This is a genomic window from Luteibacter mycovicinus, assembly GCF_000745235.1.
GTDB lineage: Bacteria > Pseudomonadota > Gammaproteobacteria > Xanthomonadales > Rhodanobacteraceae > Luteibacter > Luteibacter mycovicinus.
On sequence record NZ_JQNL01000001.1, the window covers coordinates 2534445 to 2560000 of the forward strand.

Annotated in this window: 24 protein-coding genes (1 of these 24 only partly in view); 10 read left to right on the forward strand and 14 right to left on the reverse strand. The window is 66.1% G+C overall.

Going from position 1 to position 25556, the window contains the following annotated elements:
• Positions 1-3: 3 nt before the first annotated feature.
• From FA85_RS11195 to FA85_RS11215, 5 genes are read right to left on the reverse strand one after another with little or no spacing between them, the layout of a single operon-like run.
• A complete protein-coding gene (locus tag FA85_RS11195) occupies positions 4-1944 on the reverse strand; it encodes a phospholipase D family protein (RefSeq protein WP_036118656.1) in 1941 nt (646 codons plus the stop codon).
• Positions 1945-1989: 45 nt separating this feature from the next.
• Positions 1990-2544: a YceI family protein gene (locus FA85_RS11200; RefSeq protein WP_036116674.1), complete on the reverse strand. Its 555-nt coding sequence runs from the start codon at positions 2542-2544 to the stop codon at positions 1990-1992.
• 11 nt (positions 2545-2555) lie between these two features.
• Positions 2556-3023 (reverse strand): SixA phosphatase family protein, encoded by a 468-nt coding sequence (locus FA85_RS11205; protein WP_036116672.1) that lies wholly within the window; start codon positions 3021-3023, stop codon positions 2556-2558.
• A 59-nt stretch (positions 3024-3082) separates the two neighbouring features.
• The gene (locus FA85_RS11210; protein ID WP_036116670.1) at positions 3083-3715 is read right to left on the reverse strand and encodes a ParA family protein; all 633 of its coding nucleotides are present in this window, start codon (positions 3713-3715) and stop codon (positions 3083-3085) included.
• 35 nt (positions 3716-3750) lie between these two features.
• A complete protein-coding gene (locus tag FA85_RS11215; protein ID WP_036116669.1) occupies positions 3751-3948 on the reverse strand; it encodes a hypothetical protein in 198 nt (65 codons plus the stop codon).
• Between the two features lie 174 nt (positions 3949-4122).
• On the opposite strand from FA85_RS11215, the gene FA85_RS11220 reads away from it, so the two are divergent.
• On the forward strand, positions 4123-5166 hold the full coding sequence (locus FA85_RS11220; RefSeq protein ID WP_197056531.1) for a hypothetical protein: 1044 nt from the start codon (positions 4123-4125) through the stop codon (positions 5164-5166).
• A 129-nt stretch (positions 5167-5295) separates the two neighbouring features.
• On the opposite strand, the gene speE is transcribed toward FA85_RS11220, so the two are convergent.
• Positions 5296-6153: a polyamine aminopropyltransferase gene (speE, locus tag FA85_RS11225; protein WP_036116666.1), complete on the reverse strand. Its 858-nt coding sequence runs from the start codon at positions 6151-6153 to the stop codon at positions 5296-5298.
• Between the two features lie 328 nt (positions 6154-6481).
• Between speE and speA the strand changes: the two genes are divergently transcribed.
• Positions 6482-8371: an arginine decarboxylase gene (speA, locus tag FA85_RS11230; protein WP_036116665.1), complete on the forward strand. Its 1890-nt coding sequence runs from the start codon at positions 6482-6484 to the stop codon at positions 8369-8371.
• Positions 8372-8433: 62 nt separating this feature from the next.
• Positions 8434-9294 (forward strand): NAD(P)-dependent oxidoreductase, encoded by an 861-nt coding sequence (locus FA85_RS11235; RefSeq protein ID WP_036116663.1) that lies wholly within the window; start codon positions 8434-8436, stop codon positions 9292-9294.
• Between the two features lie 71 nt (positions 9295-9365).
• Here FA85_RS11235 and FA85_RS11240 read toward each other — a convergent pair whose 3' ends face one another.
• The 3 genes from FA85_RS11240 to radC all read right to left on the reverse strand — a co-directional run bounded on the left by FA85_RS11240 (position 9366) and on the right by radC (position 12974).
• Positions 9366-10121 (reverse strand): SPOR domain-containing protein, encoded by a 756-nt coding sequence (locus tag FA85_RS11240; RefSeq protein WP_036116661.1) that lies wholly within the window; start codon positions 10119-10121, stop codon positions 9366-9368.
• On the reverse strand, positions 10122-11810 hold the full coding sequence (gene argS, locus FA85_RS11245) for an arginine--tRNA ligase (RefSeq protein ID WP_036116658.1): 1689 nt from the start codon (positions 11808-11810) through the stop codon (positions 10122-10124).
• Between the two features lie 492 nt (positions 11811-12302).
• Positions 12303-12974, reverse strand: coding sequence for a RadC family protein (radC, locus tag FA85_RS11250; RefSeq protein WP_036118650.1), 672 nt, complete (start codon positions 12972-12974; stop codon positions 12303-12305).
• 255 nt (positions 12975-13229) lie between these two features.
• Here radC and coaBC point away from each other — a divergent pair, with 255 nt between their 5' ends.
• Genes coaBC through FA85_RS11265 form a run of 3 tightly spaced genes read left to right on the forward strand, consistent with a single transcriptional unit; the run spans position 13230 to position 17258 of the window.
• Positions 13230-14441 carry a bifunctional phosphopantothenoylcysteine decarboxylase/phosphopantothenate--cysteine ligase CoaBC gene (coaBC, locus tag FA85_RS11255; protein ID WP_036116656.1) on the forward strand — a complete coding sequence of 404 codons (1212 nt, stop codon included), beginning with the start codon at positions 13230-13232 and terminating at the stop codon, positions 14439-14441.
• Complete coding sequence (gene dut, locus FA85_RS11260; RefSeq protein WP_036116655.1) at positions 14438-14893, forward strand: dUTP diphosphatase; 456 nt, start codon at positions 14438-14440, stop codon at positions 14891-14893. Before coaBC ends, dut begins: the two co-directional genes overlap by 4 nt.
• A gap of 25 nt (positions 14894-14918) precedes the next feature.
• Positions 14919-17258, forward strand: coding sequence for a phosphomannomutase/phosphoglucomutase (locus FA85_RS11265; protein WP_036116653.1), 2340 nt, complete (start codon positions 14919-14921; stop codon positions 17256-17258).
• 17 nt (positions 17259-17275) lie between these two features.
• Here FA85_RS11265 and FA85_RS11270 read toward each other — a convergent pair whose 3' ends face one another.
• The 3 genes from FA85_RS11270 to FA85_RS11280 all read right to left on the reverse strand — a co-directional run bounded on the left by FA85_RS11270 (position 17276) and on the right by FA85_RS11280 (position 19187).
• Positions 17276-17926 carry a hypothetical protein gene (locus FA85_RS11270; RefSeq protein ID WP_036116651.1) on the reverse strand — a complete coding sequence of 217 codons (651 nt, stop codon included), beginning with the start codon at positions 17924-17926 and terminating at the stop codon, positions 17276-17278.
• Between the two features lie 101 nt (positions 17927-18027).
• Positions 18028-18675, reverse strand: coding sequence for an orotate phosphoribosyltransferase (pyrE, locus tag FA85_RS11275; protein WP_036116650.1), 648 nt, complete (start codon positions 18673-18675; stop codon positions 18028-18030).
• Between the two features lie 11 nt (positions 18676-18686).
• Positions 18687-19187: a GNAT family N-acetyltransferase gene (locus FA85_RS11280; RefSeq protein WP_036116648.1), complete on the reverse strand. Its 501-nt coding sequence runs from the start codon at positions 19185-19187 to the stop codon at positions 18687-18689.
• Between the two features lie 58 nt (positions 19188-19245).
• Between FA85_RS11280 and FA85_RS11285 the strand changes: the two genes are divergently transcribed.
• The 3 genes from FA85_RS11285 (at position 19246) to FA85_RS11295 (ending at position 21709) form a co-directional block, all read left to right on the forward strand.
• Positions 19246-20016 (forward strand): exodeoxyribonuclease III, encoded by a 771-nt coding sequence (locus FA85_RS11285; RefSeq protein ID WP_036116645.1) that lies wholly within the window; start codon positions 19246-19248, stop codon positions 20014-20016.
• Positions 20013-21317: an AmpG family muropeptide MFS transporter gene (locus tag FA85_RS11290; RefSeq protein WP_036116644.1), complete on the forward strand. Its 1305-nt coding sequence runs from the start codon at positions 20013-20015 to the stop codon at positions 21315-21317. The genes FA85_RS11285 and FA85_RS11290 overlap by 4 nt, the downstream gene beginning before the upstream one ends.
• Positions 21318-21397: 80 nt before the next feature.
• Positions 21398-21709, forward strand: coding sequence for a ribbon-helix-helix protein, CopG family (locus FA85_RS11295; RefSeq protein WP_051944325.1), 312 nt, complete (start codon positions 21398-21400; stop codon positions 21707-21709).
• A 16-nt stretch (positions 21710-21725) separates the two neighbouring features.
• Here FA85_RS11295 and FA85_RS11300 read toward each other — a convergent pair whose 3' ends face one another.
• Complete coding sequence (locus FA85_RS11300) at positions 21726-22847, reverse strand: anhydro-N-acetylmuramic acid kinase (protein WP_036116641.1); 1122 nt, start codon at positions 22845-22847, stop codon at positions 21726-21728.
• A gap of 3 nt (positions 22848-22850) precedes the next feature.
• The gene (locus FA85_RS11305; RefSeq protein WP_036116639.1) at positions 22851-24350 is read right to left on the reverse strand and encodes an OapA family protein; all 1500 of its coding nucleotides are present in this window, start codon (positions 24348-24350) and stop codon (positions 22851-22853) included.
• Between the two features lie 183 nt (positions 24351-24533).
• Between FA85_RS11305 and tyrS the strand changes: the two genes are divergently transcribed.
• A protein-coding gene (gene tyrS, locus FA85_RS11310; protein ID WP_036116638.1) for a tyrosine--tRNA ligase crosses the window boundary here: on the forward strand, positions 24534-25556 show its 5' portion. It continues 183 nt past the right edge of the window; the window shows 1023 of its 1206 coding nt (coding positions 1-1023); it begins with the start codon at positions 24534-24536; its stop codon lies beyond the right edge, outside the window.

Sequence of the window (25556 nt, forward strand, 5' to 3'; positions counted from 1 at the left end):
GCGTCAGAGAATGCCCGAGGCGGATGAGCCGAAGGCGGTGATCATGCGCGTGTAGATCAGCTTGAGCGACACGTCCACTTCCGGGAAGTCGCCGACCGGCTCGTAGCATTCGAAGAACTTCGGGTCGGTCCAGCGCATCGGAATGCAGCCGGGCTTGAGCTCATAGCTCGTGGCATAGCGGAACGGCCACAGGTCGAAGAACGGCAGCCGTTCCGAGACGTCGCCGATGAACTCGTTGACCGACGACAGTACGGGGATCTTCTTCTCCCTCGGTCCGATGACCCAGGCATTTTCCGGGCGGGTGTCCTGCATGATCGAGTCACGCAGGCGATCCGAAAAGCGCTTGTCGTACACGATGACGCCGGACTCGGTGTTGTAGTGGTCGGAGCGTGGATCGAAGTTGTGCGTGCCGACCATGGCGAACGTGTCGTCCACCACGATCGACTTGGCATGCAGGCCGAAGCGCACGCCCTGCGTGAGCAGGGGTGCCGGACGAGTGCGCGGTCCCTGACGTACGCGGCGGCCGCCAAGGGCCATGAATCCCGTGGATTCCGACGGTGGGCCCGCCGGCACCAGCCGGTTGCCGGCACGACGTCCGGTCTTGCTGGCGCCGCTGCCGCTCCCCGAGCCGGTGAGCAGCGGCGGCGTGACCACGTCATTGCTCTGACCTTCGAGGGCGTCGGGATCCCCGTTTGCCGGGCGCGGCTTCATCTCGTAGATCTCGAAGCCGTAGTCGGTGAGATAGCGTTTGCGGTGCTTATAGGACATCGCATACACCGCGAAGGCGTCCGTCGAGGCCAGCGAGTTGGTCGACACGACGACGCGCGGCGGGACCGGCTTCCGATGCAGCCCGCTGAAGATCTTCTTCGCCGGCTTGCTCATCACCAGATAGGGCGTCTGCAGGATCACTTCGCTCCTGGCGTTACGCACCAGGCCCATGATGTGCCGGGTGAGCGCGCGGGCTTCACGGCGTTTGGGCTCGTCGGTCTTGCCTGGCAGGTCCGACAGGTACTCCACCCGGTTCATGCGCAGGGTTTCGCGCTGGATCCGGTCGGCGATCCAGTCCGGACTCTCGGCGTCCGCCACCATGGTGGCGACACGTTCCGGGTTTTCGTACTGCGGCGTCGTCCAGTGGCGCGGGTCGTCGGTGTCGCGAACCAGCTCCTTGTTCACGTCGCGCAGGTGGGTCAGGCGCACGGCGCGCTTGTGGTTCCAGAACTGCTCGAAGCTGGCGCCCATGGCCTTCGCGGCCGGGCCACCGATCATCACGTCGCGGTCGACGTAGTCGAAGGTGCCGTCCCAGTCGAAGTAACGGTCTTCGTAGTTGCGCCCGCCCGTGATGCCGATCAGATCGTCGACCACGATCAGCTTGTTGTGCATCCGCTGGTTGAACTTGAAGAAGCAGCAGATGATGCCCGCCGCGAACTCCAGCGGCGGCGTACGCGCGCTGTGGAAGGTCGGATTGTAGAGGCGGATCTCCATGTGATCGCTGGCGCGCGCCAGCCCCGCCAGCAGGCCGGCGTCGCGAAAGGAGAACAACTGGTCGGCGAGGATCCGCACGCGCACACCGCGGCGCGCGGCCTGAACCAGTTCGTCCAGGACCAGCTTGCCCGCGTCGTCCTGCTCCCAGATATAGGTCTGCACGTCGATGGTCCGCTTCGCGGCGCGAATCAGATTGATCCTCGCCGCCATGGCGGTTTCGCCGTCTTCCAGCAGCGTGGCCACGTGCACCGGGCGCGCGTCGGTCGAGGCGGCGTCGGCTTCCACGGCGGCATCGAGCAGCGCCGAGGGCTGGGCGCAGTGGTCCGCCCGCGTGCAATTGCTCTGCCGGTCCACGGTCAGCGTGACCACGGCATCGGCCTTCCGGATGCGCTGCGTGGACAGCGAACAGCCGGTGGCAGCCAGGATGGCGGCAAGGAGTAAGAACAATCGGAGGTGGCGCATGGCGGGGATCATAGGCGACCCACGCCAACGTCACGTGAGTTTTCGTCAGGGATGGTCGAGGACGATGGCCATGCCGAGGTTCACGCGGTCCGAAAGGGCCCCACGGCGGCCCCGCATCTCGAAATCCGTACGGTCGATCGTGCCCTGCAGCTGAAGCACGCAACCGGCCAGCGCGTCGGCCGGGCAGCGGGTGGCCTGCAGGTGAAAGGTTTCGTCCCGGGTGACCCCGCGCATGGTCAGCTTGCCTTTGATCTCGCCGCCGCGGCTGATGAGTTCGAGGGGCAGCGGGTCGGACGTGAACAGGATCTGCGGGTAGTGCACCGAGTCGAAGAATTCCGGCGCCAGCACCCAGCGGCGCAGGCGGGCCGATTCCATGCGGATGCTTTCGGTGTCGAGCACGGCGCGCACGACGGCCGTGCGCGCTTCGCGGTCGATGGACAGGTCGCCGCGGATGCCCTCGAAGCTACCGGAGACGGTACTCACCCACAGCAGGCGAACGGCGAACTCGGCCCGCGAACGGGTCGGGTCGATCCGCAGGTCGGCGGCCGAAGCCGAAGCCGCCGACAGGAGCAAGGCGATCGCCCACAACAGGTGACGCATCAACGGGGGACTCAGTTGGGAGGTGACCAGAATGTCTCGAGTTTGGCCTTGCCCGGCCCCAGCTCGCCCGTGAAGACGAGTCGTGCCATGCCACCCGGCGGCATGCCGCGGTAATCCTCGGACCGTCCTTCGACAAGGAAAGCGACCAGTTGTTCAATGCCGGGGTTGTGTCCCACCAGCACGATGCGTTCCGCGTCCGACTGCGTGTCGAGCACGTCGAACAGATCGCCGGGCGTGGCGTCGTAGATTTCCGGTACGTAAGTGGGCTCGACCTGGCCTAGGGCCAGCGCGGCGGTCTCTTTGGTGCGCTCCGCGGGGGAACACAGGATGCGGTCGTATTTCACGCCATGGCTGGAGAGCCATTCGCCGGCCGCGCGGGCTTCGTTGCGGCCGTGTTCGGTGAGTTTTCGCTCGCGGTCGTCTTTGCCGTCATGGCCGGGCTCTGCCTCGGCATGGCGCAACAGGATGAGTTCGTGCATGGGTACCGTCCTCCGCTAGGCCACGTATCGTGGCGGGTCATGACGCGTCCCACGTCGGCTCAGGTGCTTCGTTTGATCCAGCGAAGCAGTTTTCCCCAGTCGTCCTGGTGTCCGCGTACGTTTTCCGAGTGGTAATCGAAGATGCCCTTACCGAGCGCCGTGAGCAAGACGTACGCTTGTGAGTCGCGAAGTTCCGCGACGACGGGAAAGGGCGCGCGCTCGCCAAGTTCGGCGATGGCGGCCTGGCTGGCGTTGGTCCACGGCTTGAGCCGGTTGCCGACCAGGCCGACCGGCAGCTTGCCGCGCTTCACGCGCGGGATGCCGCGCAGCACGGTAAGAAAATCGAGTGTGGCGTCGAGATCGAAGTGCGAGGGAAGTACCGGCACGAGGATGACGTCCACCTTCTCCAGATAGGGCTCGAGGTCTTTTTCGTCGACGCCGGCGGGCGTGTCGACGATCACCCGCTGCACGTCGCCCGGCAGGCGGTCGAAGGCCTTGCGACTGCCCTCGATGGCGGTGACGGCGGGAACGTTCTCGGGACGACGGCCTGCCCAGCGCAGGCTGGAATGCTGGCGATCCGCATCGATGATCGCCGTCTGCTTGCCGGACTGGACCCAGTGGGTCGCGAGCTGGGTGACCAGCGTCGTCTTTCCGCAACCACCCTTGCTGCTTGCCACGAGCGTCGTAAGCATCCGCGAGCACCTGCCATAGGAGTGGTTCTAGCCTATCAGAACAGTTTGGTACGAACCTTCGGCATGACCACGAGAATGAGGGTGGCGACAGGGCCGAGAAACAGCGAGAGGAACCACCAGAGCAGGCCGCCGCGATTCTTGCCCTGGGCCAGCCCTGCGTTGATCAGCGACAGCGTACCCCAGCCTACGAAGAAGCCGGCGCGCGCGTCGTTAAAAAGTGCGAATTGATCCATCGTAAACTCCTGTTCTGTCGCAGGATTGTGTCGCTGCCATGCTCGATGTCGAGTCGGCGATCCCCACATTGGATGTCGATGGTAACAATGTCCGCCGTCGATGACCCCGGGACGGCGCAGGCTGCGTTCATGGTTGAACCGTATTCTTGTCGTTTTATTTCATGGAGATGGCTGATGCGCGGATATCGCGTGCTGACCCTGGCCCTTGCGGGTCTGCTCTCGATGCCGGCCTTTGCCGCCACGCCCTGGGCCGGTGCCCAGGGTCCGGCGAAGGGGCCGCTCAAGGCGCCGGTGGCGCAGAAGGACCAGACCAAGGCCCTGCTGCAGTTCCAGAAAGATCTGGCCAGCGTCCTGGCGCTGCGCACCGAAGCCGAGCCGCTGCTGGGCGCCGCGCTGCTGGCGCGCCCGCTGGCCAATCCGCCCGAGGTGCTGAGCTACCACGCCCTTCTCGAGCGTGCGTCGCGCAATGCCGACGCGGGCCCGGCGGTCACCTGGGCCTCGCTGGCCGACTGTGACGCCAAGGCGGGCGCCTGCCCGAACGCGGAGGCCCTGGCCACGCTGCAGAAGCAGGCGCCGGACAACGCGGCCGTCTGGTTGCTCAAGCTGGGCGTCGACGACCATAACGGTGCCGGCAAGGACACGCGCAGCGATCTCGCCCGCGCCGCCAACGCCCGGCTTTACGACGACTACCTCGGTTCCAGCCTCAAGGCGCTGGCCAACTCGGTCAGCCAGCTGCCGCCACCGCCGGACACCTTCAATCCGCTGCAGGGCGCGGGGGCGGCAGGCGTGCAGATGGTCATCGTCTTCGGTCTGGCCAGCGCGCAGCCGATGCCTGGGTTCCAGGTCACCGCGAAGTACTGCGAAGACAACAAGAGCGATGCCGGCGTGGTGGGCGACTGCCTGAAGCTCGCGAAGGTTCTGGAGTGGGGCAGCAGTCCGCTCGGTCGTTCGCTGGGCCTGCATCTGCGTGAAACCCTGTCCACCGACACCGCCGAGCAGCAGTCCGCGAAGACCGCTCGCATGAACCTGGTCTGGCAGATGCAGCGCTTCGCGCAGCTCAACGTCCAGGCCCAGGGTGACAAGGTGACGGCGCAGAAGCTGCTGTCGCTGGCGCGCAGCGGCGGCACCGAGATGAGCGTGGTGCTGGCTTCGCTGCGTGCTTACGGTATGCCGGCGGAAGCCCCGGCAGGATGGGAGCCGGCTAAGGTCGAGCAATAGGCCTGTCTGAATTGAGCCAAAAAAAACGGGCGCCCATGGGCGCCCGTTTTTTTATTGAACCGCCTGTAGGAGCGCGCCCTGCGCGCGAATCCCTTACATCGCGCGCAGGGCGCGCTCTTACAGATGCGGTCAGTCGCCCAGTTCGGTCCGCATGAACTCGGGCTGCGCCAGCGCACCCTTGTGGATTTCAGCGTTGTAGTACTTCGTCGGGAAGCCCTTGCTGATGGCGCCGCGCTCGCGGAAACCGGACAGGTCGCCATCCTTGCGCGCCATGGTGCAGCTCCACCAGCCGGTGGGGTAGCACGGCTGCGGGAAGGGCAGGGTACGCACGGCCTTGAAGCCCGAGGTGCGCATGGCCGAACGCATGGCCTTGATCAGCTCGATGTGGGCCAGCGGGGATTCCGACTGCTGCACGAGGATGCCGCCGTGGCGCAGGGCCTTGTAGCAGCTGGCGTAGAAGGCGGCGTTGAACAGACCTTCGGCCGGACCCACCGGGTCGGTCGAGTCGACGATGATCAGGTCGATGGACTCCGGATCCGCCTCGGCCATGTACTTGATGCCGTCGATGAAGAGCAGTTCGGCGCGCGGGTCGTTGTTGGCGTCGCACAGTTCCGGGAAGTACTGCTCGGCAAGGCGGGTGACGCGCTCGTCGATCTCCACCTGGGTGGCCTTCTCGACTTCCTCGTGCTTGAGCACTTCGCGCAGGGTGCCGCAGTCGCCGCCACCGATGATGACGACACGCTTGGCACGGGCGTGGGTGAACAGCGCCGGATGGGTCATCATTTCGTGGTACAGGAAGTTGTCGCGGCTGGTCAGCATGACGCAGCCGTCGATCACCATGAGATTGCCCCAGTCGGTGGTCTGGTAGATCTCGATGGTCTGGAATTCGGTCTTCTCGGCGTGCAGCAGGCGCTCGACACGGAAACCGATGGATGAGCCGGAGGCCTGGTGGGCTTCGGTAAACCAGCTGAGCTGCTGTTGCGACATGACTCGGATCCTGAAAAGAGGTAAGGGACCAAACACGGGATTGTACCGGCTCCGGGTCCGGAATCGGCCAAGTCCTTGCCCTGGCACAAATGTGGGTCGTCCCTGACGGCAATGTTGCCCCGGGCGGGGCGATACACGGATGTCATCCGTCGCCGCTACAATACGCGGTCTGCCCCGTCTCCCCGGACGGCGCAGACCCTGTCTGGTCGGCCCCGCGGCGTGCGAGGCTCCCGGTCGCCAGACTCGCTTCAGGTCAAAGTTCGCCGCTGCGACTGTTCCGCGCCCCCCACGGGGACACGACACAATCACGAGGGAGATCGTCGCCACCATGACGAACTGGACCACCGAACGCGCGAAGCTGACTTACGCGATCCCACACTGGAGCAATGGCTACGTGGATGTGGCCGGCAATGGTCACCTGCAGATGCGCCCTCGCGGCGACGAGGGCCCGGCCCTCGACCTGCCGGCCATTGTCGATCAGGCCACGGCCCAGGGCCTGCGCCTGCCGTTGCTCGTCCGCTTCCCGGATATCCTCGCCGACCGTCTGGCGCGCCTGCAGCAGGCGTTCGCCAAAGCGATCGATGACGCCAGATACGCCGGTTCCTACACGGCCATCTACCCGATCAAGGTTAACCAGCAGCGCGGCGTCGTCAGCGAACTGGTCGCCGCGGGCGAAGAGGGTTTCGGCCTCGAGGCCGGTTCCAAGCCGGAGCTGATGGCCGTGCTCGCCTATGCCCGCCCCGGCAGCATGGTGGTGTGCAACGGCTACAAGGACCGCGAGTACGTGCGTCTCGCGCTGATCGGGCGCAAGCTCGGTCTGCGCGTCCACATCGTCATCGAGAAGCTCTCCGAACTCGACCACGTGTTCGCCGAGGCGAAGGCGCTGGATGTCGAGCCGCTGCTCGGCGTGCGCGTGCGCCTGGCCTCGATCGGCGCCGGCAAGTGGCAGAACACCGGTGGCGACAAAGGCAAGTTCGGTCTCAGCCCCGGTCAGGTGCTGGAGCTGATCGAACGCCTCGACGCCGCGGGCCTCAAGCACACGCTGAGGCTGCAGCACTTCCACATGGGCTCGCAGATCTCCAACGTGCGCGATATCGCCGCCGGCATGCGCGAAGCCGTGCGCTACTTCGTCGAACTGCACCGGCTGGGCGTGCCCATCGACGTCGTCGACGTGGGCGGCGGTCTGGGCGTGGATTACGAAGGCACCCGCTCGCGCAGCTATAACTCGATCAACTACAGCCTGGGTCAGTACGCCGCCAGCATCGTGCAGCCGCTGGCCGAGGCCGTCGCCGAGCACGGCATGAAGGCGCCGGTCATCTTTACCGAGTCCGGTCGCGCGATGACCGCGCACCACGCGGTGATGGTGGTCAACGTCACCGAGGTGGAAGAGGTACCCGAGGGTTCGGTGCCCGCACCGCGCGCGGACGAGCCGACGGTGCTGCGTCATCTTCGCGAGACGCACGCCGAGCTCGACAGCCGGCCGCCGCTGGAGCTGTTCCACGAAGCGCAGCATCACTTCGCCGAGGGCCAGGCGCTCTACGCGCTGGGTCAGCTCGACCTGCGCGACCGCGCGAAGCTCGACGACCTGTTCTACGCCATCGCCAACGCGGTGCGTCCGCGCCTGCTGCCGGCGGAGCGCGCGCATCGTCAGGCGCTGGACGACCTGGACGAGAAGCTGGTCGACAAGTACTTCGTGAACTTCTCCGTGTTCGAGTCGGTGCCGGATATCTGGGCGATCGATCAGATCTTTCCGATCGTGCCGATCTCACGTCTGGACGAGGAACCCACGCGCCGGGGCGTGATCGCCGACCTCACCTGCGACTCGGACGGCCGTATCGATCATTACGTGGATGCCGAAGGCGTGGACGTCAGCCTGCCGCTGCACGCCCTGCGTGACGACCAGTCGTACCGCCTCGGTATCTTCATGGTCGGCGCGTACCAGGAAACCCTGGGCGACATCCACAACCTGTTCGGCGACACCGACGCGGTGAATGTCCGCGCGACGGCCGACGGTTACGAGTTCGCGCACGTGCGTCATGGCGACACGACGGACCTGATGCTCGACTACGTGGGTTACGACCTCAGGCAGCTGCGCCAGTCCTACACCGACCGGCTTGCCGCGGCAGGCATTACCGGCGCCGAGGCGGAGATGTTGTCCGCCTCGCTGGACAAGGGCCTCACCGGCTACACGTACCTCGCGGAAACCGCAGGGCGTTGATTCCAACCGCGGCGCCTCAGGGCGCCGCGTCTCTTTTCAGACATCGGACAAAGGTTTTCGGGATGACCCTCAAGGCAGCATTCATCGGACTCGGCGCGATGGGCGCCCCCATGGCGGGACATCTTCATGCGAAGGGCCTGCTGGCCGCGGTCGGCAATCGCTCACAGGCGAAGGCCGATGCGCTGGCGAAGGAGCTTGGCGTTGACTCGCCCGATCTCGCGGGCATTGCCTCGTCATGTGACGTGATCGCCCTGTGCGTCAGTGCGGATGCGGACGTCATCGGCGTGGTGGAAGCGCTGGCTCCGTCATTGAAGAAGGGGGCGATCGTCATCGATCACTCGACCGTGGCTCCCGCCACGGCGAAGAAGGCCGCCAGCCTGCTCGCCGATGTGGGCGCGCTGTTCCTGGATGCGCCGGTGTCCGGCGGCGTCGAAGGCGCGAAGAACGGCAAGCTGTCCGTGATGGTCGGCGGCGACGCGGAGGTGCTCGAGCGGGCACGTCCGGTGCTGGAAGCCTACGGTGCGCGTATCACGCACATGGGCGCGGTCGGCAGTGGCCAGGCGACCAAGGCGGTCAATCAGGTGCTGGTCGCGGGCATTGCCCACGCGGTGACGGAAGGGCTGGCGCTGGGTGAAGCGCTCGGTCTCCAGGCGGATCGCCTCATTCCGACGCTGGCGGCGGGCGCGGCGGGTAACTGGTTTCTCGACAAGCGCGGCGCGACGATGCTGCGCAACGAGTTTTCGGTGGGCTTCAAGCTGGCGCTGCTGCACAAGGACCTCGGCATCGTGCGCGGTATCGCGAAGGACGCGGGTACCAACCACACCATCATCGAGCAGTCGCTGGCCGACTTCGCCGAACTGATGTCGCAGGGCTACGGTGATGACGACATTTCGGCACTCATTCGCCTGAAACGCGCTGACTGACAGGCGGGTACATCGCTTCAAAAAAATCCCGCCTTTCGGCGGGATTTTTTTCGCGGCGGCGGGGGGTGACCTCAGCCGCCTTCCTTCAGGGCAATGGCGCTTATGCCCGCCGACTGCAGGCGCTGCTTGGTGCCTTCCAGATCGGTCGCGGACTTGAACGGGCCGAGGCGCACGCGGTTGTAGGTCTGCGAGCCGACCTTCACCGACTGGACGTTGGCAACGAAGCCCTGCAACGCGAGCTTGGCCTTCAATGCCTCCGCATCGGCGGCGCTCGGGAACGCGCCAACCTGCAACAGGTAACCCGGGCTGCCCGTCGCGGCAGCGGGGGCGGCGGGCTGTGACGGAGCGGCGGTGACCGTCTGCGTCGCGGCCTTCGGCAGATTCGCCGCGGCTTGCTGCACCTGAGCCTGCTGCTGGGCGGCGGCAGCCTGCTGAGCCTGCGCCTGCTGGGTCTGTTGCGCGGCCAGTTGCTGCTGTTTCTGCTGCTGGGCTTCGGCACTGGCCTGGGCGCGGATCTCGGCGTCCGGAATGCGGACTTCCTTCTCCGAAAGCACCGAATAGAAATCGTACGACGGCTTCTTCGGTTTCTCGGGTGCGGTCTGCTCGACGACGCCCGGGTCGCTGCCCTTCTGCGCGGTGGCTTCCGGGTTCGGCGCCGGACCCTGCTGCTTCTGCATCATGGGAATCAGCGTGCCGCGCATGGCGTAGGCCATGAGCAGGGCGCCGGCGAGGATGCCGATCAGTGCCCAGCCCCAGCCGGGCATGCCGCCGCTCGAACCGTTGCGGACGGCCTGACGGCCTTTCGTCGCCTTCTTGCGTGTTGCCATTTACATGCTCTCCGGGGCCGAAATGCCCAGCAGATCCAGACCGTTGCGAAGCACCTGCTGCGTGGCCGCCACAAGCGCGAGGCGGGCGTCACGCAGATCGGCGTCGTCCACGATCCACTTATGCTCGTGATAGTAACTGTGGAGCGCGCCCGCGAGTTCGCGCAGATACTGCGCGATCAGGTGCGGTTCCAGATTGGCGGCTGCCGACTCGACCATTTCGGGGTAACGCGACAGCTCGACCATCAGCGCCGACTCGTGCTCGGTGGCGAGCAGGTCGAGCTTCGCGAGACCGTTGCCCCGATCCGTGGACAGGCCGCGGTCGGCCAGTTCGCGGAAGACGCGGCTGGCGCGTGCGTGCGCGTACTGGATGTAATAGACCGGGTTGTCGTTACTCTGCGAGCGGGCCAGGTCGATGTCGAAGACCAGCTGCGAATCCGCCTTGCGGGCGATCAGGAAGTAACGCGTGGCGTCACGGCCCGCTTCGTCGATGAGGTCGCGCAGGGTGACGTAGGAACCGGCGCGCTTGGAGATCTTCACCTCTTCGCCGCCGCGCATCACCGTCACCATCTGGTGCAGCACGTATTCCGGCCAGTTCTTCGGAATGCCGGTGTCGAGCGCCTGCAGGCCGGCTTTCACGCGGGCCAGGGAGCCGTGGTGATCCGAACCCAGCTCGGTGATGGCGCGCTCGTAGCCGCGCTGCCACTTGGTGCGGTGGTAGGCCACGTCCGGGAGGAAATAGGTGAACGTGCCATCGGACTTGCGCATGACGCGGTCCTTGTCGTCACCGAAATCCGTCGAGCGGAGCCACAGCGCGCCGCCTTCCTCATAGGTATGTCCGTGGGCCACGAGCTCCTTCACGGTCTCGTCGACCCGGCCCTCGCTGTAGAGCGACGACTCGAGGTAATACACGTCGAAACCGACACCGAACGCCTTGAGGTCCAGATCCTGCTCGTTGCGCAGGTAGGCCACGGCGAAGCGACGGATATCGTCCAGGTTGTCGGCGTCACCGGTACCGACGACGGTCTCGCCGTCGGCTTCGACCGATTCCTTCGCCAGAAAGGCGCGGGCCACTTCGGCGATGTAGTCGCCGCGGTAGCCGGATTCCGGCCAGCCCGCTTCGTCCGGGGCGATGCCCCTGGCGCGCGCCTGGGTGGACAGGGCCAGGTTTGCGATCTGCACGCCCGCGTCGTTGTAATAGAACTCGCGGAACACTTTCCAGCCGCTGGCGGCCAGCAGGCGACTCAGGCTGTCGCCGATCGCCGCCGCGCGGCCATGGCCGACATGCAGCGGGCCGGTCGGGTTGGCCGAGACGAACTCGACGCCCGCCGTACGGCCACCGCCGTCGCGGTTGTGCCCGTAGCGGTCGCCTTCGGCCAGCGCGCGATCGATCTCGGCGTGGAAGGCGGCCGGAGCCAGGAAGAAGTTGATGAAGCCCGGGCCGGCGATGTCGACCTTGCCCACCAGGGAGGAGGCGGGAAGCGCTTCGACCAGGTCCGTGGCGAGATCGCGCGGCTTACGGCCGGCGGCCTTGGCCATCATCATGGCCACGTTGGTGGCGAAGTCGCCGTGCTCGCGGTTGCGCGTGCGCTCGATCACGAACGTGGGCGCGACGAAATCGGACGGCAGTTTGCCGGACTCACGCATAGCCCCGATGGCCTGCAGGACGAGTTGTTTCAGCTGTGCTTTCACGGGATGGGCGACGCGGATATGGAACCGGCAATCCTATCAGAAGGGCCACATGGGCCGATCGTCCAGGGTAGCTCCCGGTTTTCCACAGCCTGTGGATAACTCTGTGGGCAATAACGACGCGCTGCGACCCCGCGCCACATGGCGCCTCATTGACATCATGGCGTAACAACTAAAATATCGTATAAACAATGACTTGCAAGACTGACTTGCGCCGAGACACCAGCTGTGACGTCCAAGTGGCAAATCGGTGGAATGTGCATAAGTCGAATCCCGCAAGTGCCGCGGCGGCGTCTTCCGACGCTTTCACTGCACGCGTCACACGTCATGCGCCGCCACGTCACGGGGCTGTCATCGCCCATCGTCACAATTCTTGGTGTGCCCGGTGTCTCCCCGGCCCAACGGCACAAAGGGCTCACCACGCCCCTCCCTCGAAATGGTGACCCCAACGGCGCGAGCGGCACTCGCGCCGTTTTTTTTGCCTGGAATCCGGACTCAGATCAGTCCCCGGTCCGCCATGGACACCGGCTCGCCCTGCCCGATCACCAGGTGATCGAGAACCCGGATATCCATGAGTTTGAGGGCGTCGACCAGCACGCGGGTGATCTCGCGGTCCGCCCGGCTCGGTTCGGCCACGCCGGACGGGTGATTGTGGGCGAGGATCACCGCCCCCGCGTGATGACGCAGGCAGGCCCGGACGACCTCGCGCGGGTACACGCTGGCGCCGTCGAGTGTGCCGCGGAACAGTTCTTCATACCCGAGCACCCGGTGCCGGGTATCCAGGAACAGGCAGGCGAACACCTCATAAGGAAGGTGCCGCAGCCGCGCCTTGAGATAAGCGGCACTGTCTTCCGAGGAACCGATGGCCGGCAGGTCGGTGAGTTCCTCTTTCAATGACCGGCGGGCCAGTTCGATGGTGGCGACCAGCCGTGCCCGCTTGGCCGGCCCGACGCCGCTGAGTCTGGGCAGCTGGTCGGGATCCGAGAGCAGGCGGCCCAGGCTGCCCGCCTGGGCGAGCAGTGCCCGGCCGGTGGCGACGGCATCCCGTCCGGCGACACCGTTACCGAGGACGACGGCGAGCAGCTCCGCGTCCGACAGCGCGCTCGCGCCGTGAGCCAGCAGGCGTTCGCGAGGGCGGTCGCCGACCGGCCACTCCCGGATGGTCAGACCGCGTACGACGGGCGCGCCGGCGGTCGTCGCGTTGAATGCCGGTGCGTTGTCGCGCACGGCCGAACGATGGAGGTGCCCCCGCTTCATGAGTCGTCCTTCCTGGTGACCAGCCCGCGGCCGGTGTGACCTCCAACTTAGGAGCGTCGCGGACGAATGGCGATAGAACGATTCTGAAAATGCGGGGCAATATGGGTGCGAGGCATGAGCCGGTCCGTTAAGCTTGATGACCCCTCGCCACCGCGCCGTTTCGCCATGAGCCTTCGCCAGCGTCGCATCCTCATTGGCGTTACCGGTGGTATCGCCGCCTACAAGATCTGCGAACTCGTCCGCCGCCTGCGCGACCTCGAGGCCGAGGTGCGCGTGGTAATGACCGAAGGCGCCACGCATTTCGTCACACCGACCACCTTCCAGGCGCTTTCGGGGCAGCCGGTGCGTGTCAGCCTGTGGGACGAGCAGGGCGAGGCCGCGATGGGCCACATCGAACTGGCCCGCTGGGCGGAACGCGTCCTGATCGCCCCGGCGAGTGCCGACACCCTCGCGCGGCTCGCGCACGGCCATGCCGACGACCTGCTGACCACCGTGGTGCTCGCCACCGCCGCGCCTGTTTACGTCGCTCCGGCGATGAACCAGCAGATGTGGGCCAACCTCGCCGTACAGGCGAATGTCGGCACGCTGCGGGTCAGAGGTGTCGGCGTCCTCGGCCCCGCCGACGGCGATCAGGCCTGCGGCGACATCGGCTCGGGCCGCATGCTCGAGCCGCATGAACTCCGCGACATCCTCGTCGCCTCGTTCGGCGATCAGTCGCTGCGCGGCCGTCGTGTCGTGGTCAGCGCCGGCCCTACGTACGAGGACATCGATCCCGTACGCTTTATCGGCAACCGCAGCTCGGGCCGCATGGGCTTCGCGGTGGCCGCCGCCGCACGTGATGCCGGCGCGGACGTCACCCTCGTTGCCGGCCCGGTATCGCTGCCGACACCCCACGGCGTACGACGCGTGGATGTGCGCAGCGCCCGTCAGATGCACGACGCCGTGCTGGCGGCATCCGACGGCGCGGATATCTACATCGGCGCCGCCGCAGTCGGCGACTACCGTCCCGCCGATGTCGCCGGTCACAAACTAAAGAAGGCCGACGGCGCGCCGTTACGCCTCGAACTGGCCGAGAACCCCGACATCATCGGGGCGCTCGCCGCGCGACCGGTGCATCCGTACCTCGTCGGCTTCGCCGCCGAAACGCGGGAGGTGTCCGGTTACGCCCAGGACAAGCTGCGTCGCAAGGGCCTGGACATGATCGCCGCCAACGAAGTGGGGGCGGGCAAGGGCTTCGAGGTGGCGGATAACGCACTGCATCTCTACTGGCCCGATGGCGACATCGCGCTACCCGAGATGCCGAAGACCGAACTGGCGCGCCAGCTGATCCAGCATGTCGCCCATCATTTCCTGGCTGCACACGGACACACCTCTTGATCGACATCGAACTGAAGATCCTCGACCCGCGGCTCGGCGACACCATTCCCTTGCCTGAGCCGGCCACCGGCGGCAGTGCCGGCATGGATCTGCGGGCGGCGGTGGATGCCCCCGTGACGCTGGCCCCCGGTGAGAGCCTCCTGGTACCGACGGGTCTGGCCATTCACATCGGCGACCCGGCCTGGTGTGCTCTGATCGTGCCGCGCTCGGGCCTGGGGCATAAACAGGGTCTGGTCATGGGCAACCTGGTGGGCGTCATCGATGCCGACTACCAGGGGCCGCTGATGATTTCGTGCTGGAATCGTGGAAACGCACATGTGACCATCGCGCCGGGTGACCGGGTTGCGCAATTATTGCTGGTTCCGGTGGGACGGGCGCGGTTGCGCGTAGTGGAAGGATTCGCACCTTCGCAGCGGGGCGAAGGCGGGTTCGGTTCGACCGGTATTGGCTGATTCGCCGAGGGATACAAGGGGCACCATGGCTGGGAAAGAGGGTGGGGAAGGGCGGGGGTCCCGGACCGATCTGCGACGTTTGCTGCCGCTGGCCGGCGCGACGCTGCTTATCGTGGCGGGTGCGTTCTGTGCGTGGCAGGCCTGGCTGATCGCGGACGAAAGCGCCGCGGCCGAGCGCACGCGTGCGGCGCAGCGGCAGACCGTGAGCGAGCTTGCCAGCCTTTACGGCGCGAAACGTCAGCAGTTCCTGCGCGCGGCCGCCGACCCATCCGTGGAAGCGGTGATCGACGATCACGCCGCGGCGGCCGCGCGGTTACATGCCCTGTTGCCGGCGGCGAAGGTCGTCGAGGTGTACAGCGCCGGGCTGGACGAAGTGGTCCGGGCCAACTTCCGCGAATTCGGCTATGCCAAGGCGGCGCAGCTGATGGCGGCCCTCGGCTCGTCCGAGCCGCCGGTCGCGGCGACGACCCTGCATGGCAGCGAGCGCAATCTCTCGGTCGCTGAACCGATTTCGGTCGGCGGTACGGTGCGCGCCTGGGCATGGCTCGAATATCCGTTCGACGACCTGGCGGCGCGGTTCGAGGCTTCCTCGCCGGGCGGCGGTCGTCTGGCCCTGAGGCAAGGCGAAGGAGACACCGGCACGACGCTGCTTGCGAAAGGCGCGCGATCCGTCGGGCTGGAGGGGCAGGAAACCGTCATCGCCGGCACCTCCTTGTACGTAAGGGCGGCGATGCCTGAAGCCTTCATCGTCATTCCGCATTCCGAACTCCTGGCCGTGTTGCTCACCGTGATCGGGCTGGGCGGCGGTGGCTTCCTGCTCTGGTCCAGCCGTCGTCAACCGACGGTCGTCGAAGCCGAGCCCGAGCCCGAGATCCTCGTCGCCGAGGTGCCGCGGAAACCGCGCCTCCCGCCGACGCCATCGGCGGGCGGCGACATGGTCCGCGAGACGGTGCGTGCGCCGGCCGCCGCTTCGGCGGCGATCGATCCGTCGATCTTCCGCGCCTACGACATCCGCGGCGTGGTCGGCACGTCGCTCACAGCCGACGTGGCACGCCGTATCGGTCAGGCCATCGGCGGTCTGATGACCGAACGCGGTCTGCACGAGATCGTGGTCGGCCGGGACGGCCGTCTGTCGGGTGAAGCGCTGACCGCGGGATTGTCGGACGGCCTGCGTGCCGCCGGCATCGACGTGATCGATATCGGCCTGGTTCCCACGCCGTTGGTGTATTTCGCCGCCTACCATCTGGGTACCGGCTGCGGTGTGGCCGTCACTGGCAGTCATAACGCGGCGGACCACAACGGTTTCAAGATCGTGGTCGGCGCCGAGACGCTGGCCGATGCCGCCATCACCGATCTGTACCGCCGGATCGTAGACGGCCGGCTGCGGGAAGACGGCGTCGGCACCTGGCGTGAGCAGTCGATCATCGAGCCGTATGTGGCCCGCATCGTCGGTGACGTCTCCGCGGAGCGCCGCCTGAAAGTGGTGGTCGATGCGGGCAATGGCGCAGCCGGTGTCGTCGCGCCCCGTGTCCTCGAGGACATCGGCTGCGAAGTCATTCCGCTGTACTGCGAGGTCGACGGTCGTTTCCCGAACCATCACCCCGATCCGTCCGACCCGCGTAACCTGGGCGACCTGATCGCGGCGGTGCATACCATCGGTGCCGATCTGGGCATCGCGTTCGACGGCGATGGCGACCGGCTCGGCGTGGTCACGGCCAGCGGGGAGATCATCTTCGCCGACCGGCTGCTGATGCTGTTCGCTCAGGACGTGCTGTCCCGCAATCCGGGTGCGACCGTCATCTACGACGTCAAGTGCACGGGCCATCTTCGCAAGGTCATCCAGGATGCCGCCGGCGTGCCGCTGATGTGGCGTACCGGACATTCGCTGATCAAGAGCAAGATGCGCGACACCGGGGCCGCGCTGGCCGGTGAGATGAGCGGCCACTTCTTCTTCGCGGACAACAATCGCTGGTATGGCTTCGACGACGGCATCTATGCCGCCGCCCGCCTGCTCGAGATCGTTGCCGGCGATCTCGAGGAACGCAGCGTGGCGGAACTGTTCGATGCGCTGCCCAGGAGCGTGTCCACCCCGGAGCTGAAAATGCCGGTCGCGGAGGAAGGCGCGGCGTTCCGGTTCATGGAAAGCTTCAGCGCCGCATCCAGCTTCGAAGATGCCCGGGTCACGACGATCGACGGTATCCGTGTCGACTGGCCGGACGGATGGGGGCTGGTGCGTGCATCCAATACGTCGCCGGCCCTGATCTTCCGTTTCGATGCCGACAACGCGAAGTCGCTCGAGCGTATCAAGCAGGCCTTCCGCCAGCGTCTGCTGGCGGTCGACCGGAACCTGCCCCTGCCGTTCTGAGCGCCGGGCCGTCGGCCTCAGCGGCCGGCGGCGGCCTTCAGTTCGCGGTAGTGCTTCAGCTGTGCGTCCATGTTCACCTGGGCCGCATCCTTCGCGGTCATCTGGCGCTGCAACGTGGCGCGCAGGGCGGCCACCGTGTTGCGCTGATCGGTGATGCGGGAACTGAGATACGGCGGCACGGGCTGCTTGCCGCGTTCGAGGTCGCCCGCGCGGTTGAGCAGGTCGGCCAGTGCCTTCTCCTGTCCCTGCAGATTCAACCGCGTGGTGTGCGCCGCCTGTTCGACGTTGTCCAGTTCCGCTTGCTTCGCCGTGGCGAAGGCGGCTTCATTGGGATACGCGTTGAGCAGCTGCGCGTCGTCGCGCTTTTGCTGATCGGCGGCTGCCTGGGCGGCTGCCTGCTGATCGGCCAGCTTCTTTGCGGCGGCGCGTTCGTCCGTGGTCAGCTGACGGTCGACGTGTTTGATCACGACGCCCTGCGAGTTGACGACGTCGTAGCCGGCTTTCATCGCATCGGACGTCAGGCTGTCGCTGAAAAACGACTGGCCGCTCGCATCCTTCCACTTGTAACGGAACGCGCTGTTGTTTCTCGTATTGTCCTGACCCGCGGCGAACGCGGTCGTGCCAACGCACAGTGCCGCTCCCGCGAGGATGTAACGAACTGCCTGCATGATGTCCCCCTCCTGTTGGCTGAGTATAGCCAGCGCGCGGGGAGAGACCAGCTTGCCGGATGCAAGCGGCCTTTTACGCGTGACGCAGTCGCCGTTTTCGGTCAGGCGCTGACACCGTATCGTTCGCGATAAGCCAGCAGGCGACCGTGTTCGCTGGCCAGTTCAGGGCGCTCCCCCGCGTAGGTGAGCACATCGGCGAGGGTCGCGATGGCGATGACCGGGATACCGAACTGTGCCGCCACTTCCTGTGCCGCCGACAGCTCGCCCTGACCGCGTTCCTGGCGGTCGAGTGCGATAAGCACGCCGGCGGGCTCGGCGCCCTGCGACCTGATCAGTTCGAGCGATTCGCGCACGGCGGTGCCGGCGGTCATCACGTCATCCACGATCAGTACGCGGCCCTTGAGCGGTGCGCCGACGAGCGTGCCGCCTTCGCCGTGCTCCTTGGCCTCCTTGCGGTTGTAGGCCCAGGGCACGTCCCGGTCCTGGGTGTCGGCCAGAGCGATCGCGGTCGCGGCGGCCAGGGCGATCCCCTTGTAAGCCGGGCCGAACAGCATGTCGAAAGGGACGCCGGAGCGCGTCGCGGCGGCGGCGTACGAACGGCCGAGCCGGGCGAGGGCGGCACCGGAGTCGATCCGGCCCATGTTGAAAAAGTACGGGCTGCTGCGACCCGACTTCAACGTGAACTCGCCGAAGCGCAGCACATCACGGGCAAGGGTCAGTTCAATGAATTCGCGCTGGTAGTCGTGCACGTCGGTCTCTCTCAGGGGTTCCAGGGATGCAACAGGCGCCACATCACGTACTGCGGGCCGATCGGGCCGCCATGGTACAGCTCGTCGTGTTCGAGGTACCCGGCGCTGCGGTAGACGTGGACCGCCGCTTCGTTGCGTACGTTCACCATCAGCAGGATGCGCTCCTTGTCCGGGTGCCGGCCTTCGACATAGGCCTGGATGCCATCCAGGGCGCGACGGCCCAGGCCTTTCCCCTGCCAGCGGGCATCGATCATGAAGCTGCGCAGCGCGACCGCGCCGTCCACCAGGGGATGGTCGCCCAGGGCCACCGCGCGACGGTCGATGCGCACGTAACCGACGACATCATCCTCGACCAGCAGGGCCAGGGCCTCGCTGCCCGGGCAGACGGCGGCATCGGCCATCGAATCGACCGCGCGTCCGACAAAGGGCAACTGGGCCGGGTGCACCGCGACGTCGAGGACGGCGTGGCGGAGTTCGGCGGTGACGGGCGTGACGCGGACGGGCTGGCTCATGCGCTCATTGTAGGCGCAGGTATGATGGCGGGATCGTCGAATACCCGATCAAGGTCCCATGCGCATCATTTCTCTGAACGCCAACGGTATCCGCTCCGCCGCCACGAAGGGTGTCTTCGACTGGCTTCGCGCACAGGATGCGGACATCGTCTGCCTGCAGGAAACCAAGGCCCAGGAGTCGCAGCTCACCGATCCGATGTTCCGTCCGGACGGCCATCACTGCTTCTATCACGACGCGCGCAGCAAGAAGGGCTACAGCGGCGTGGCGATCTATTCGAAGCGCGAGCCGGACGAAGTACGCGTGTCGCTGGGTCGCGAGGACTTCGATTGCGAAGGGCGTTATATCGAGGCGCGCTACGGCAACCTCAGCGTGGTCTCGTTCTACATCCCGTCGGGCTCATCCGGTGACGAGCGTCAGCAGTACAAGTTCCGGATCATGGAATGGCTGACCCCGATTTTTCGTGAGTGGGCGGCCAGCGGACGCGAGTACGTGCTCTGTGGCGACTGGAACATCGTCCACACGAAAAACGACATCAAGAACTGGACGTCGAACCAGAAGAACTCGGGCTGTCTGCCTGAAGAACGTGCGTGGCTCGACCTGCTCTTCAAGGAGATCGGCTGGGTGGACAGCTTCCGCGCGCTGAAGCCCGACGCCGTCGAGTACACCTGGTGGTCCAACCGCGGTCAGGCCCGCGCCAACAACGTGGGTTGGCGTATCGACTACCAGATCGTGACGCCGGGTCTGCGCGACCGCCTGCGCGACTGCTCGATCTACCGTGACGAGCGTTTCTCGGACCACGCCCCCTTCATCGTGGATTACGCCGAGTGAGCCAGGCGCCAGGCGCGTCCCGCTACAAGGGCCTGCGTGGCGTCAGCGCCGCGTTCGCCCAGCCGGGCGCGGTCATCATGCTGTTCTTCGGCCTGGCGTCCGGCCTGCCATTCCTGCTGGTCGGCAATACGCTGTCCGCGTGGCTGAAGGAGTCGGGCGTCGACTACGGCGCCATCGGCGTCGCCAGTTACGTCACGTTTGCCTACAACTTCAAGTTTCTCTGGGCGCCCCTGGTCGACAAGTGGCGCCTGCCTTTATTCGGACGACTGGGACTGCGTCGCGGCTGGTTGCTGTTCGCCCTGATCCTGCTCGGCATCGGCCTGCTCGGCATGGCCAGCTTCCCGCCGACCCTTTCGCTGGCGCGCTTCATGGGCGTGACGCTGGTGGCCGCCTTCGCCGGCGCGACCATCGACATCGTGGTGGATGCGTACCGCGTCGAGATCGCTCCGCCGGAAGCACAGGGGGCCCTCGCGGCCACGTACACGCTCGGCTACCGCCTCGGCCTCATTGCGGGCGGGGCGGGCATCCTGATCGTGGCCGATGCGCTCGGCTGGCAGCGCGGCTACGTCGCGATATGCGCGCTGCTCGTCATTCCCATCGTGGCGGTGCTGGTGGCGCGCGAGCCGGAGCACCGCGTGCGCGAGCGCGTGCCGCTGAGCGTCGCCATTCAGGAGGGCTTCGTCGGTCCGTTCCGCGATTTCCTGTCCCGTTACGGCCTCGGCCTGGCACTGGCGCTGCTGCTTTTCGTGGCCTTGTTCCGCCTACCGGATCAGATGCTCGGCGTCATGGCGTATCCGTTCTATCTGGATGCGGGCTTCAGCAAGACGCAGATCGCCGAGGTCTCCAAGGTGTATGGCGTCATCATCGGCATCGCCGGCGCCTTGCTGGGCGGCTGGGCCGTGACCCGCTTCGAGATGCGGCGCCTGCTCGCCGTCGCCGCTGTCGGTGTCGCGTTGTCGAACCTGCTGTATCTGCTGATGGCGATGAATCCGGGGCAGACGTGGGCTTTCGTGGCGACGCTGTCGGGGGACAACTTCGCGCAAGGTTTCGCGGGCCCCGTGCTGGTGGCCTTCATGTCGGGGCTGGTCAACCGTCAGTTCACCGCCACGCAGTACGCCTTGCTCAGTGCGCTGGCGAACCTGCCCGGCAAGCTGATGGGCGGTCTTTCCGGCTTTCTGGTCAAGGATTCCGGTTACGCGGCGCTCTTCATCGTAAGTACGGTTTCCATCGTGCCGACGCTCGTTCTGCTGGGTCTGCTGTGGCGTAAGATGCCGCGTCCCGAGGCCGTCAACACGGATTAGGCCGAACGGCCTGTCTTTGCAACGTGCCAAAACTGTGTAAGATTTCCGGCACAGGGGGCATGCGCGAGGAGGTAACGCACGTGCCAGATATTGTTGTAAGACATATCGACGAGCAAATGGCTGAGCGGATCAAAGCGCTCGCCCGGGAACGCCGCTGGTCGATCAATGAAGTCATTCTCCACGCGTTGCGTTACGGGCTGGGTCTGAGTCCGGGCGACGTGTTCAGCGAGCTGTTGCTCGAACCCGGTGACATCGCCCACCTCACCGGTGCGTGGGATGCCGAAGAGCAGGCGGCGTTCCAGGAGGCACTCGCGGCGCTGGCGCAAGCCTCGCCGTCGTCGCTCGCCGACGCCGCGACCCGGCAGGCGTCACAGCCGTCCGAGACGTTCTAGCCGTCGCTCGATGGATTCAGCTCAGCGGTGCCGCGTAGAGGGCACCCAGCAGCCGGGGGCCAGTCGCCCCTGTCACCGCCGCCAGGTTTCCCGGCTCGCCGCGCAGTCGGCGATAGGCAAGCCACGCGAACGCCATCGCCTCCATCATGTCGGGATCGATCCCGAACTGCGTGCTCCACAATAGTGGGCGCCCTTCGAGGCGGGCGGCGATCGCGCCCATCAGCGCGACGTTATGCACGCCACCACCGCAGGCGATGACGTCGACGGCATCCGCCGCATGCCGCCCGATCGCTTCGGCGACACTCACCGCGCTCAGGGCGAGCAGTGTCGCCTGCACGTCTTCAGGAGGCAGTTCGCCCACGCGCGGATGCATGTCCAGCCACGCGAGGTGGAAATGTTCGCGACCGGTGCTCTTGGGCGGTGGGAGGGCGAAGTAGGCGTCGTCCAGCAACCCGGCAAGCAGGCGTTCGTCGATCTGGCCCGATGCCGCGAAGCGGCCGTCCCTGTCGAACGCTTCGCCGCGATGACGAAGACACCACGCGTCCATCAATCCGTTCGCGGGACCGGTATCGAAGCCGGTGACGCCACCGTCCGCGCCCAGCCTTGTCACGTTGGCGATGCCGCCCAGATTGAGTACGACGCGCGAACCGGCCGAGGGACGCAGTACCGTCGCGTGGAACGCCGGCACCAGCGGCGCGCCCTGGCCGCCGGCGGCCACGTCGGCGCGGCGGAAGTCGGCCACGGTATCGATGCGCGTACGCTCCGCGATCACGGAGGCGTCGCCGATCTGCAGGGTGAACGGGTGGTCTCCGCTAGGGCGATGACGAATCGTCTGCCCATGCGAACCGATGGCGACGACCTCATCGGCGCGTACGCCCGCCATACCTAGGACGGCGTGCGTCGCCTCCGCGAAGGCCAGGCCTACGGCGACGTCGAGCCGCCCATAGCGGTCGAGGTCGAGCCGCTCCTCGTCCTGCGCCACGGCGAGGATCAGCCGGCGCAGGTCATCGTTCCAGGGATGCGTCAGTCCGGCGACAAGCGCCGGCGACTCGTTCTCGAAGCGGACCAGCGCGGCGTCGATGCCGTCGGCGCTGGTCCCGGAAATGAGGCCGATGTAGAGGCCGTCAGCGTTGGCCACGAATCAGTCGGTGCTTTTCGTGCCGTTGTCGGCGCGTGCAAGCTTGGTGCTGTTGTCGACCTGCTTCAGGCGGGCGAGCTGCGGACCGACCACTTCCTTCTTGAACCTGGCCAGCTGCGCGGCCGGAAGCGGCTCGGGCTTGGGCAGGGTGACCGTCTGCGGATCGCGCTGCACGTTGTTAACGCGGAATTCGTAGTGCAGATGCGGGCCGGTGGCGAGGCCGGTCATACCGACAAAACCGATGGTGCTGCCCTGGCTGACACGCTGGCCGACGCGCAGGTTGGCGAACTTCGACATATGGCCGTAGGCGGTGCTGATCGTGGCGTTGTGCTGGATGACCACGAAGTTGCCATAGCCGTTCATCCAGCCACGGAACTTGACGACGCCATCGCCCGCGGAGTGGATCGGCGTGCCGGTGGGTGCGGCGTAGTCGACGCCCTTGTGAGCGCGCATCTTGCCGAGGATCGGATGCATGCGGCCAGCGCTGAACTGCGAGGAGATGCGGGTGAAATCGACCGGGATGCGCAGGAAGGAGCCGGTGAGCGGACGACCCTCCTCGCTGAAGTAGCTGTATTTGCCGTCGCCGTTCTTGTACCGGTAGGCGGTGTAACGCTTGCCCTGATTGACGAACTCGGCGGCGACGATGTCGCCTTCCCGCAGGAACGCGCCATCGCTGTACACGTCGTCGTAGACGACGGTGAAGTTGTCGCCGACGCGCAGGTCCTGCACGAAGTCGATATCGAACTTGAACACCTCCGCAAGCTTCAGCACCATCGCGTTGCTCATGCCGGCCTGCGAGGCCGCGCCGAACAGCGAGCTGTCGATGACGCCGTGCGCGATGTGCTCGCGACGCTGCACGTCACGCGTCTGGGTGGTGAGCTGCGGCTTGTCGCCGTCGATACGCAGGGTGGCGATGTTGGCCTCGTCCTGATCGAAACGCACACCCTTGAGCGTGTGGTCGGCGCCGACCAGGAACTGGAACTCCTGGCCCGGCTTGATCTGGTGGAACACCTTCGCACCGCCCGCGCCGTCGATGACGTGCTGCAGGTCGGTCATCGACAGGCCCTGGGCAAGGAAGATGTCGGCGAGGGTCTGGCCGGCCTTGACCTGCACCGTCTGCCATTCTTCGATCGGGGCGATCGGCTTGATCGACGCGGGATCGATCTTGGGCAGGGCAAGCGGGACGACGGCATGCGCAAGTGAATTGGCGGTCGGCGTTCCAGGTGCCGCGGCGGGCACGGTGACGGCGGTGGCGACGATCGCCGTCTCCTTCTTCATCGCGCCGGCCCAGGCAGGAATCACGAGAGCGGACAGAATGACCAGCAGGAAAGCGGTACCGGCGAGGATCCAGCGCTCGCGGCTCCAGCTGAGCGGCTCGGCCGAGGCGTTGCGGCTGAACGACCAATGGGCACGCGTATCGTAGAAGTGCGCGTGGCGGCGCTGTGCCTTGCGCCGGATTGCCTGCTTGCGAGCGCTGTGCGCTCCGCGGTTCAAATCAGCCATTGTCTTTCTTATATCCGCTCGCCCCGAGTTGTCGCGTACCATAACGGCCTCGTGTAAAGGCCGTCAACGCCTTTTCCATCAAGGCTTTGCAACGCATCGTGGGGTTAACGCACAATTAACCGCCACGGCGTCTTCACACACAAATGTGAAGGTCGCACACCTACATACCTATAGAGAGTGAGCATGAACGAGCTGGAGCAGGCCCTGGCGCTGATCGCGCGAGGCGCGGACGAGATCATCAAGAAGGAAGACCTCGAGGCACGCCTCAAGACGGGGCGTCCACTGCGCATCAAGGCCGGCTTCGACCCGACCGCGCCCGATCTTCATATCGGCCACACCGTGCTGCTCAACAAGATGCGCCAGTTCCAGGATCTGGGACATCAGGTAATTTTCCTGATCGGCGACTTCACCGGGATGATCGGCGACCCCACGGGCAAGAACGTGACCCGCAAGGCCCTCACCCGTGAGGACGTCCTGGCCAACGCCGAAACGTACGCCGAGCAGGTCTATAAGGTGCTGGACCGGGAGAAGACCGAGCTGCGCTTCAACTCCGAGTGGTTCGGCAAGATGGGCGCGGCGGACATGATCCGGCTGGCCGCCACCCATACGGTCGCACGCATGCTCGAGCGCGATGACTTCCAGAAGCGCTACAAGTCCGAGCAGCCCATCGCCATCCACGAGTTCCTGTATCCCCTGACCCAGGGCTACGACTCGGTGGCCCTGGAGGCCGATGTCGAACTTGGCGGAACCGACCAGAAGTTCAACCTGCTGATGGGCCGTGCCCTGCAGGAGCACCACGGCCAGGCGCCGCAGATCGTTCTGACCATGCCGTTGCTGGAAGGCCTGGACGGCGTCAACAAGATGTCCAAGTCCCTGGGCAACTACATCGGTATCAATGAGCCGGCCATCGACATCGTCACCAAGACGATGAAGATCGGCGACGACCTCATGTGGCGCTGGTTCGAGCTGCTGAGTTTCGAGGTGTCGCTGGACGAGCTGACCGTCATGAAGGCGGATGTCGCCTCGGGCGCGCTCAATCCGCGCGAGGCCAAGCTTCGCCTCGCTCGGGAACTGGCGACACGTTTCCACGATGCGGCGGCGGCCGAGCAGGCGATCGCCGGCTGGAACGCGGTGGTGACCGGGCAGGGCGATACCAGTCTGCTTCCGTTGTCGGACATCGAAGCTCCGGCCGAAGGCTTCCGGCTG

Excerpts from the sequence above, each read along its gene's own strand:
- FA85_RS11305 (WP_036116639.1), bottom strand. The coding sequence starts at position 24,350 with ATGGCTGATTTGAACCGCGGAGCGCACAGCGCTCGCAAGCAGGCAATC.
- FA85_RS11215 (WP_036116669.1), bottom strand. The coding sequence starts at position 3,948 with ATGGATCAATTCGCACTTTTTAACGACGCGCGCGCCGGCTTCTTCGTA.
- FA85_RS11205 (WP_036116672.1), bottom strand. The coding sequence starts at position 3,023 with ATGCACGAACTCATCCTGTTGCGCCATGCCGAGGCAGAGCCCGGCCAT.
- FA85_RS11210 (WP_036116670.1), bottom strand. The coding sequence starts at position 3,715 with ATGCTTACGACGCTCGTGGCAAGCAGCAAGGGTGGTTGCGGAAAGACG.
- speE (WP_036116666.1), bottom strand. The coding sequence starts at position 6,153 with ATGTCGCAACAGCAGCTCAGCTGGTTTACCGAAGCCCACCAGGCCTCC.
- FA85_RS11220 (WP_197056531.1), top strand. The coding sequence starts at position 4,123 with ATGCGCGGATATCGCGTGCTGACCCTGGCCCTTGCGGGTCTGCTCTCG.
- coaBC (WP_036116656.1), top strand. The coding sequence starts at position 13,230 with ATGAGCCTTCGCCAGCGTCGCATCCTCATTGGCGTTACCGGTGGTATC.
- FA85_RS11240 (WP_036116661.1), bottom strand. The coding sequence starts at position 10,121 with ATGGCAACACGCAAGAAGGCGACGAAAGGCCGTCAGGCCGTCCGCAAC.
- FA85_RS11195 (WP_036118656.1), bottom strand. The coding sequence starts at position 1,944 with ATGCGCCACCTCCGATTGTTCTTACTCCTTGCCGCCATCCTGGCTGCC.
- FA85_RS11280 (WP_036116648.1), bottom strand. The coding sequence starts at position 19,187 with ATGAGCCAGCCCGTCCGCGTCACGCCCGTCACCGCCGAACTCCGCCAC.
- FA85_RS11235 (WP_036116663.1), top strand. The coding sequence starts at position 8,434 with ATGACCCTCAAGGCAGCATTCATCGGACTCGGCGCGATGGGCGCCCCC.
- FA85_RS11285 (WP_036116645.1), top strand. The coding sequence starts at position 19,246 with ATGCGCATCATTTCTCTGAACGCCAACGGTATCCGCTCCGCCGCCACG.
- speA (WP_036116665.1), top strand. The coding sequence starts at position 6,482 with ATGACGAACTGGACCACCGAACGCGCGAAGCTGACTTACGCGATCCCA.
- FA85_RS11270 (WP_036116651.1), bottom strand. The coding sequence starts at position 17,926 with ATGCAGGCAGTTCGTTACATCCTCGCGGGAGCGGCACTGTGCGTTGGC.
- FA85_RS11200 (WP_036116674.1), bottom strand. The coding sequence starts at position 2,544 with ATGCGTCACCTGTTGTGGGCGATCGCCTTGCTCCTGTCGGCGGCTTCG.
- FA85_RS11265 (WP_036116653.1), top strand. The coding sequence starts at position 14,919 with ATGGCTGGGAAAGAGGGTGGGGAAGGGCGGGGGTCCCGGACCGATCTG.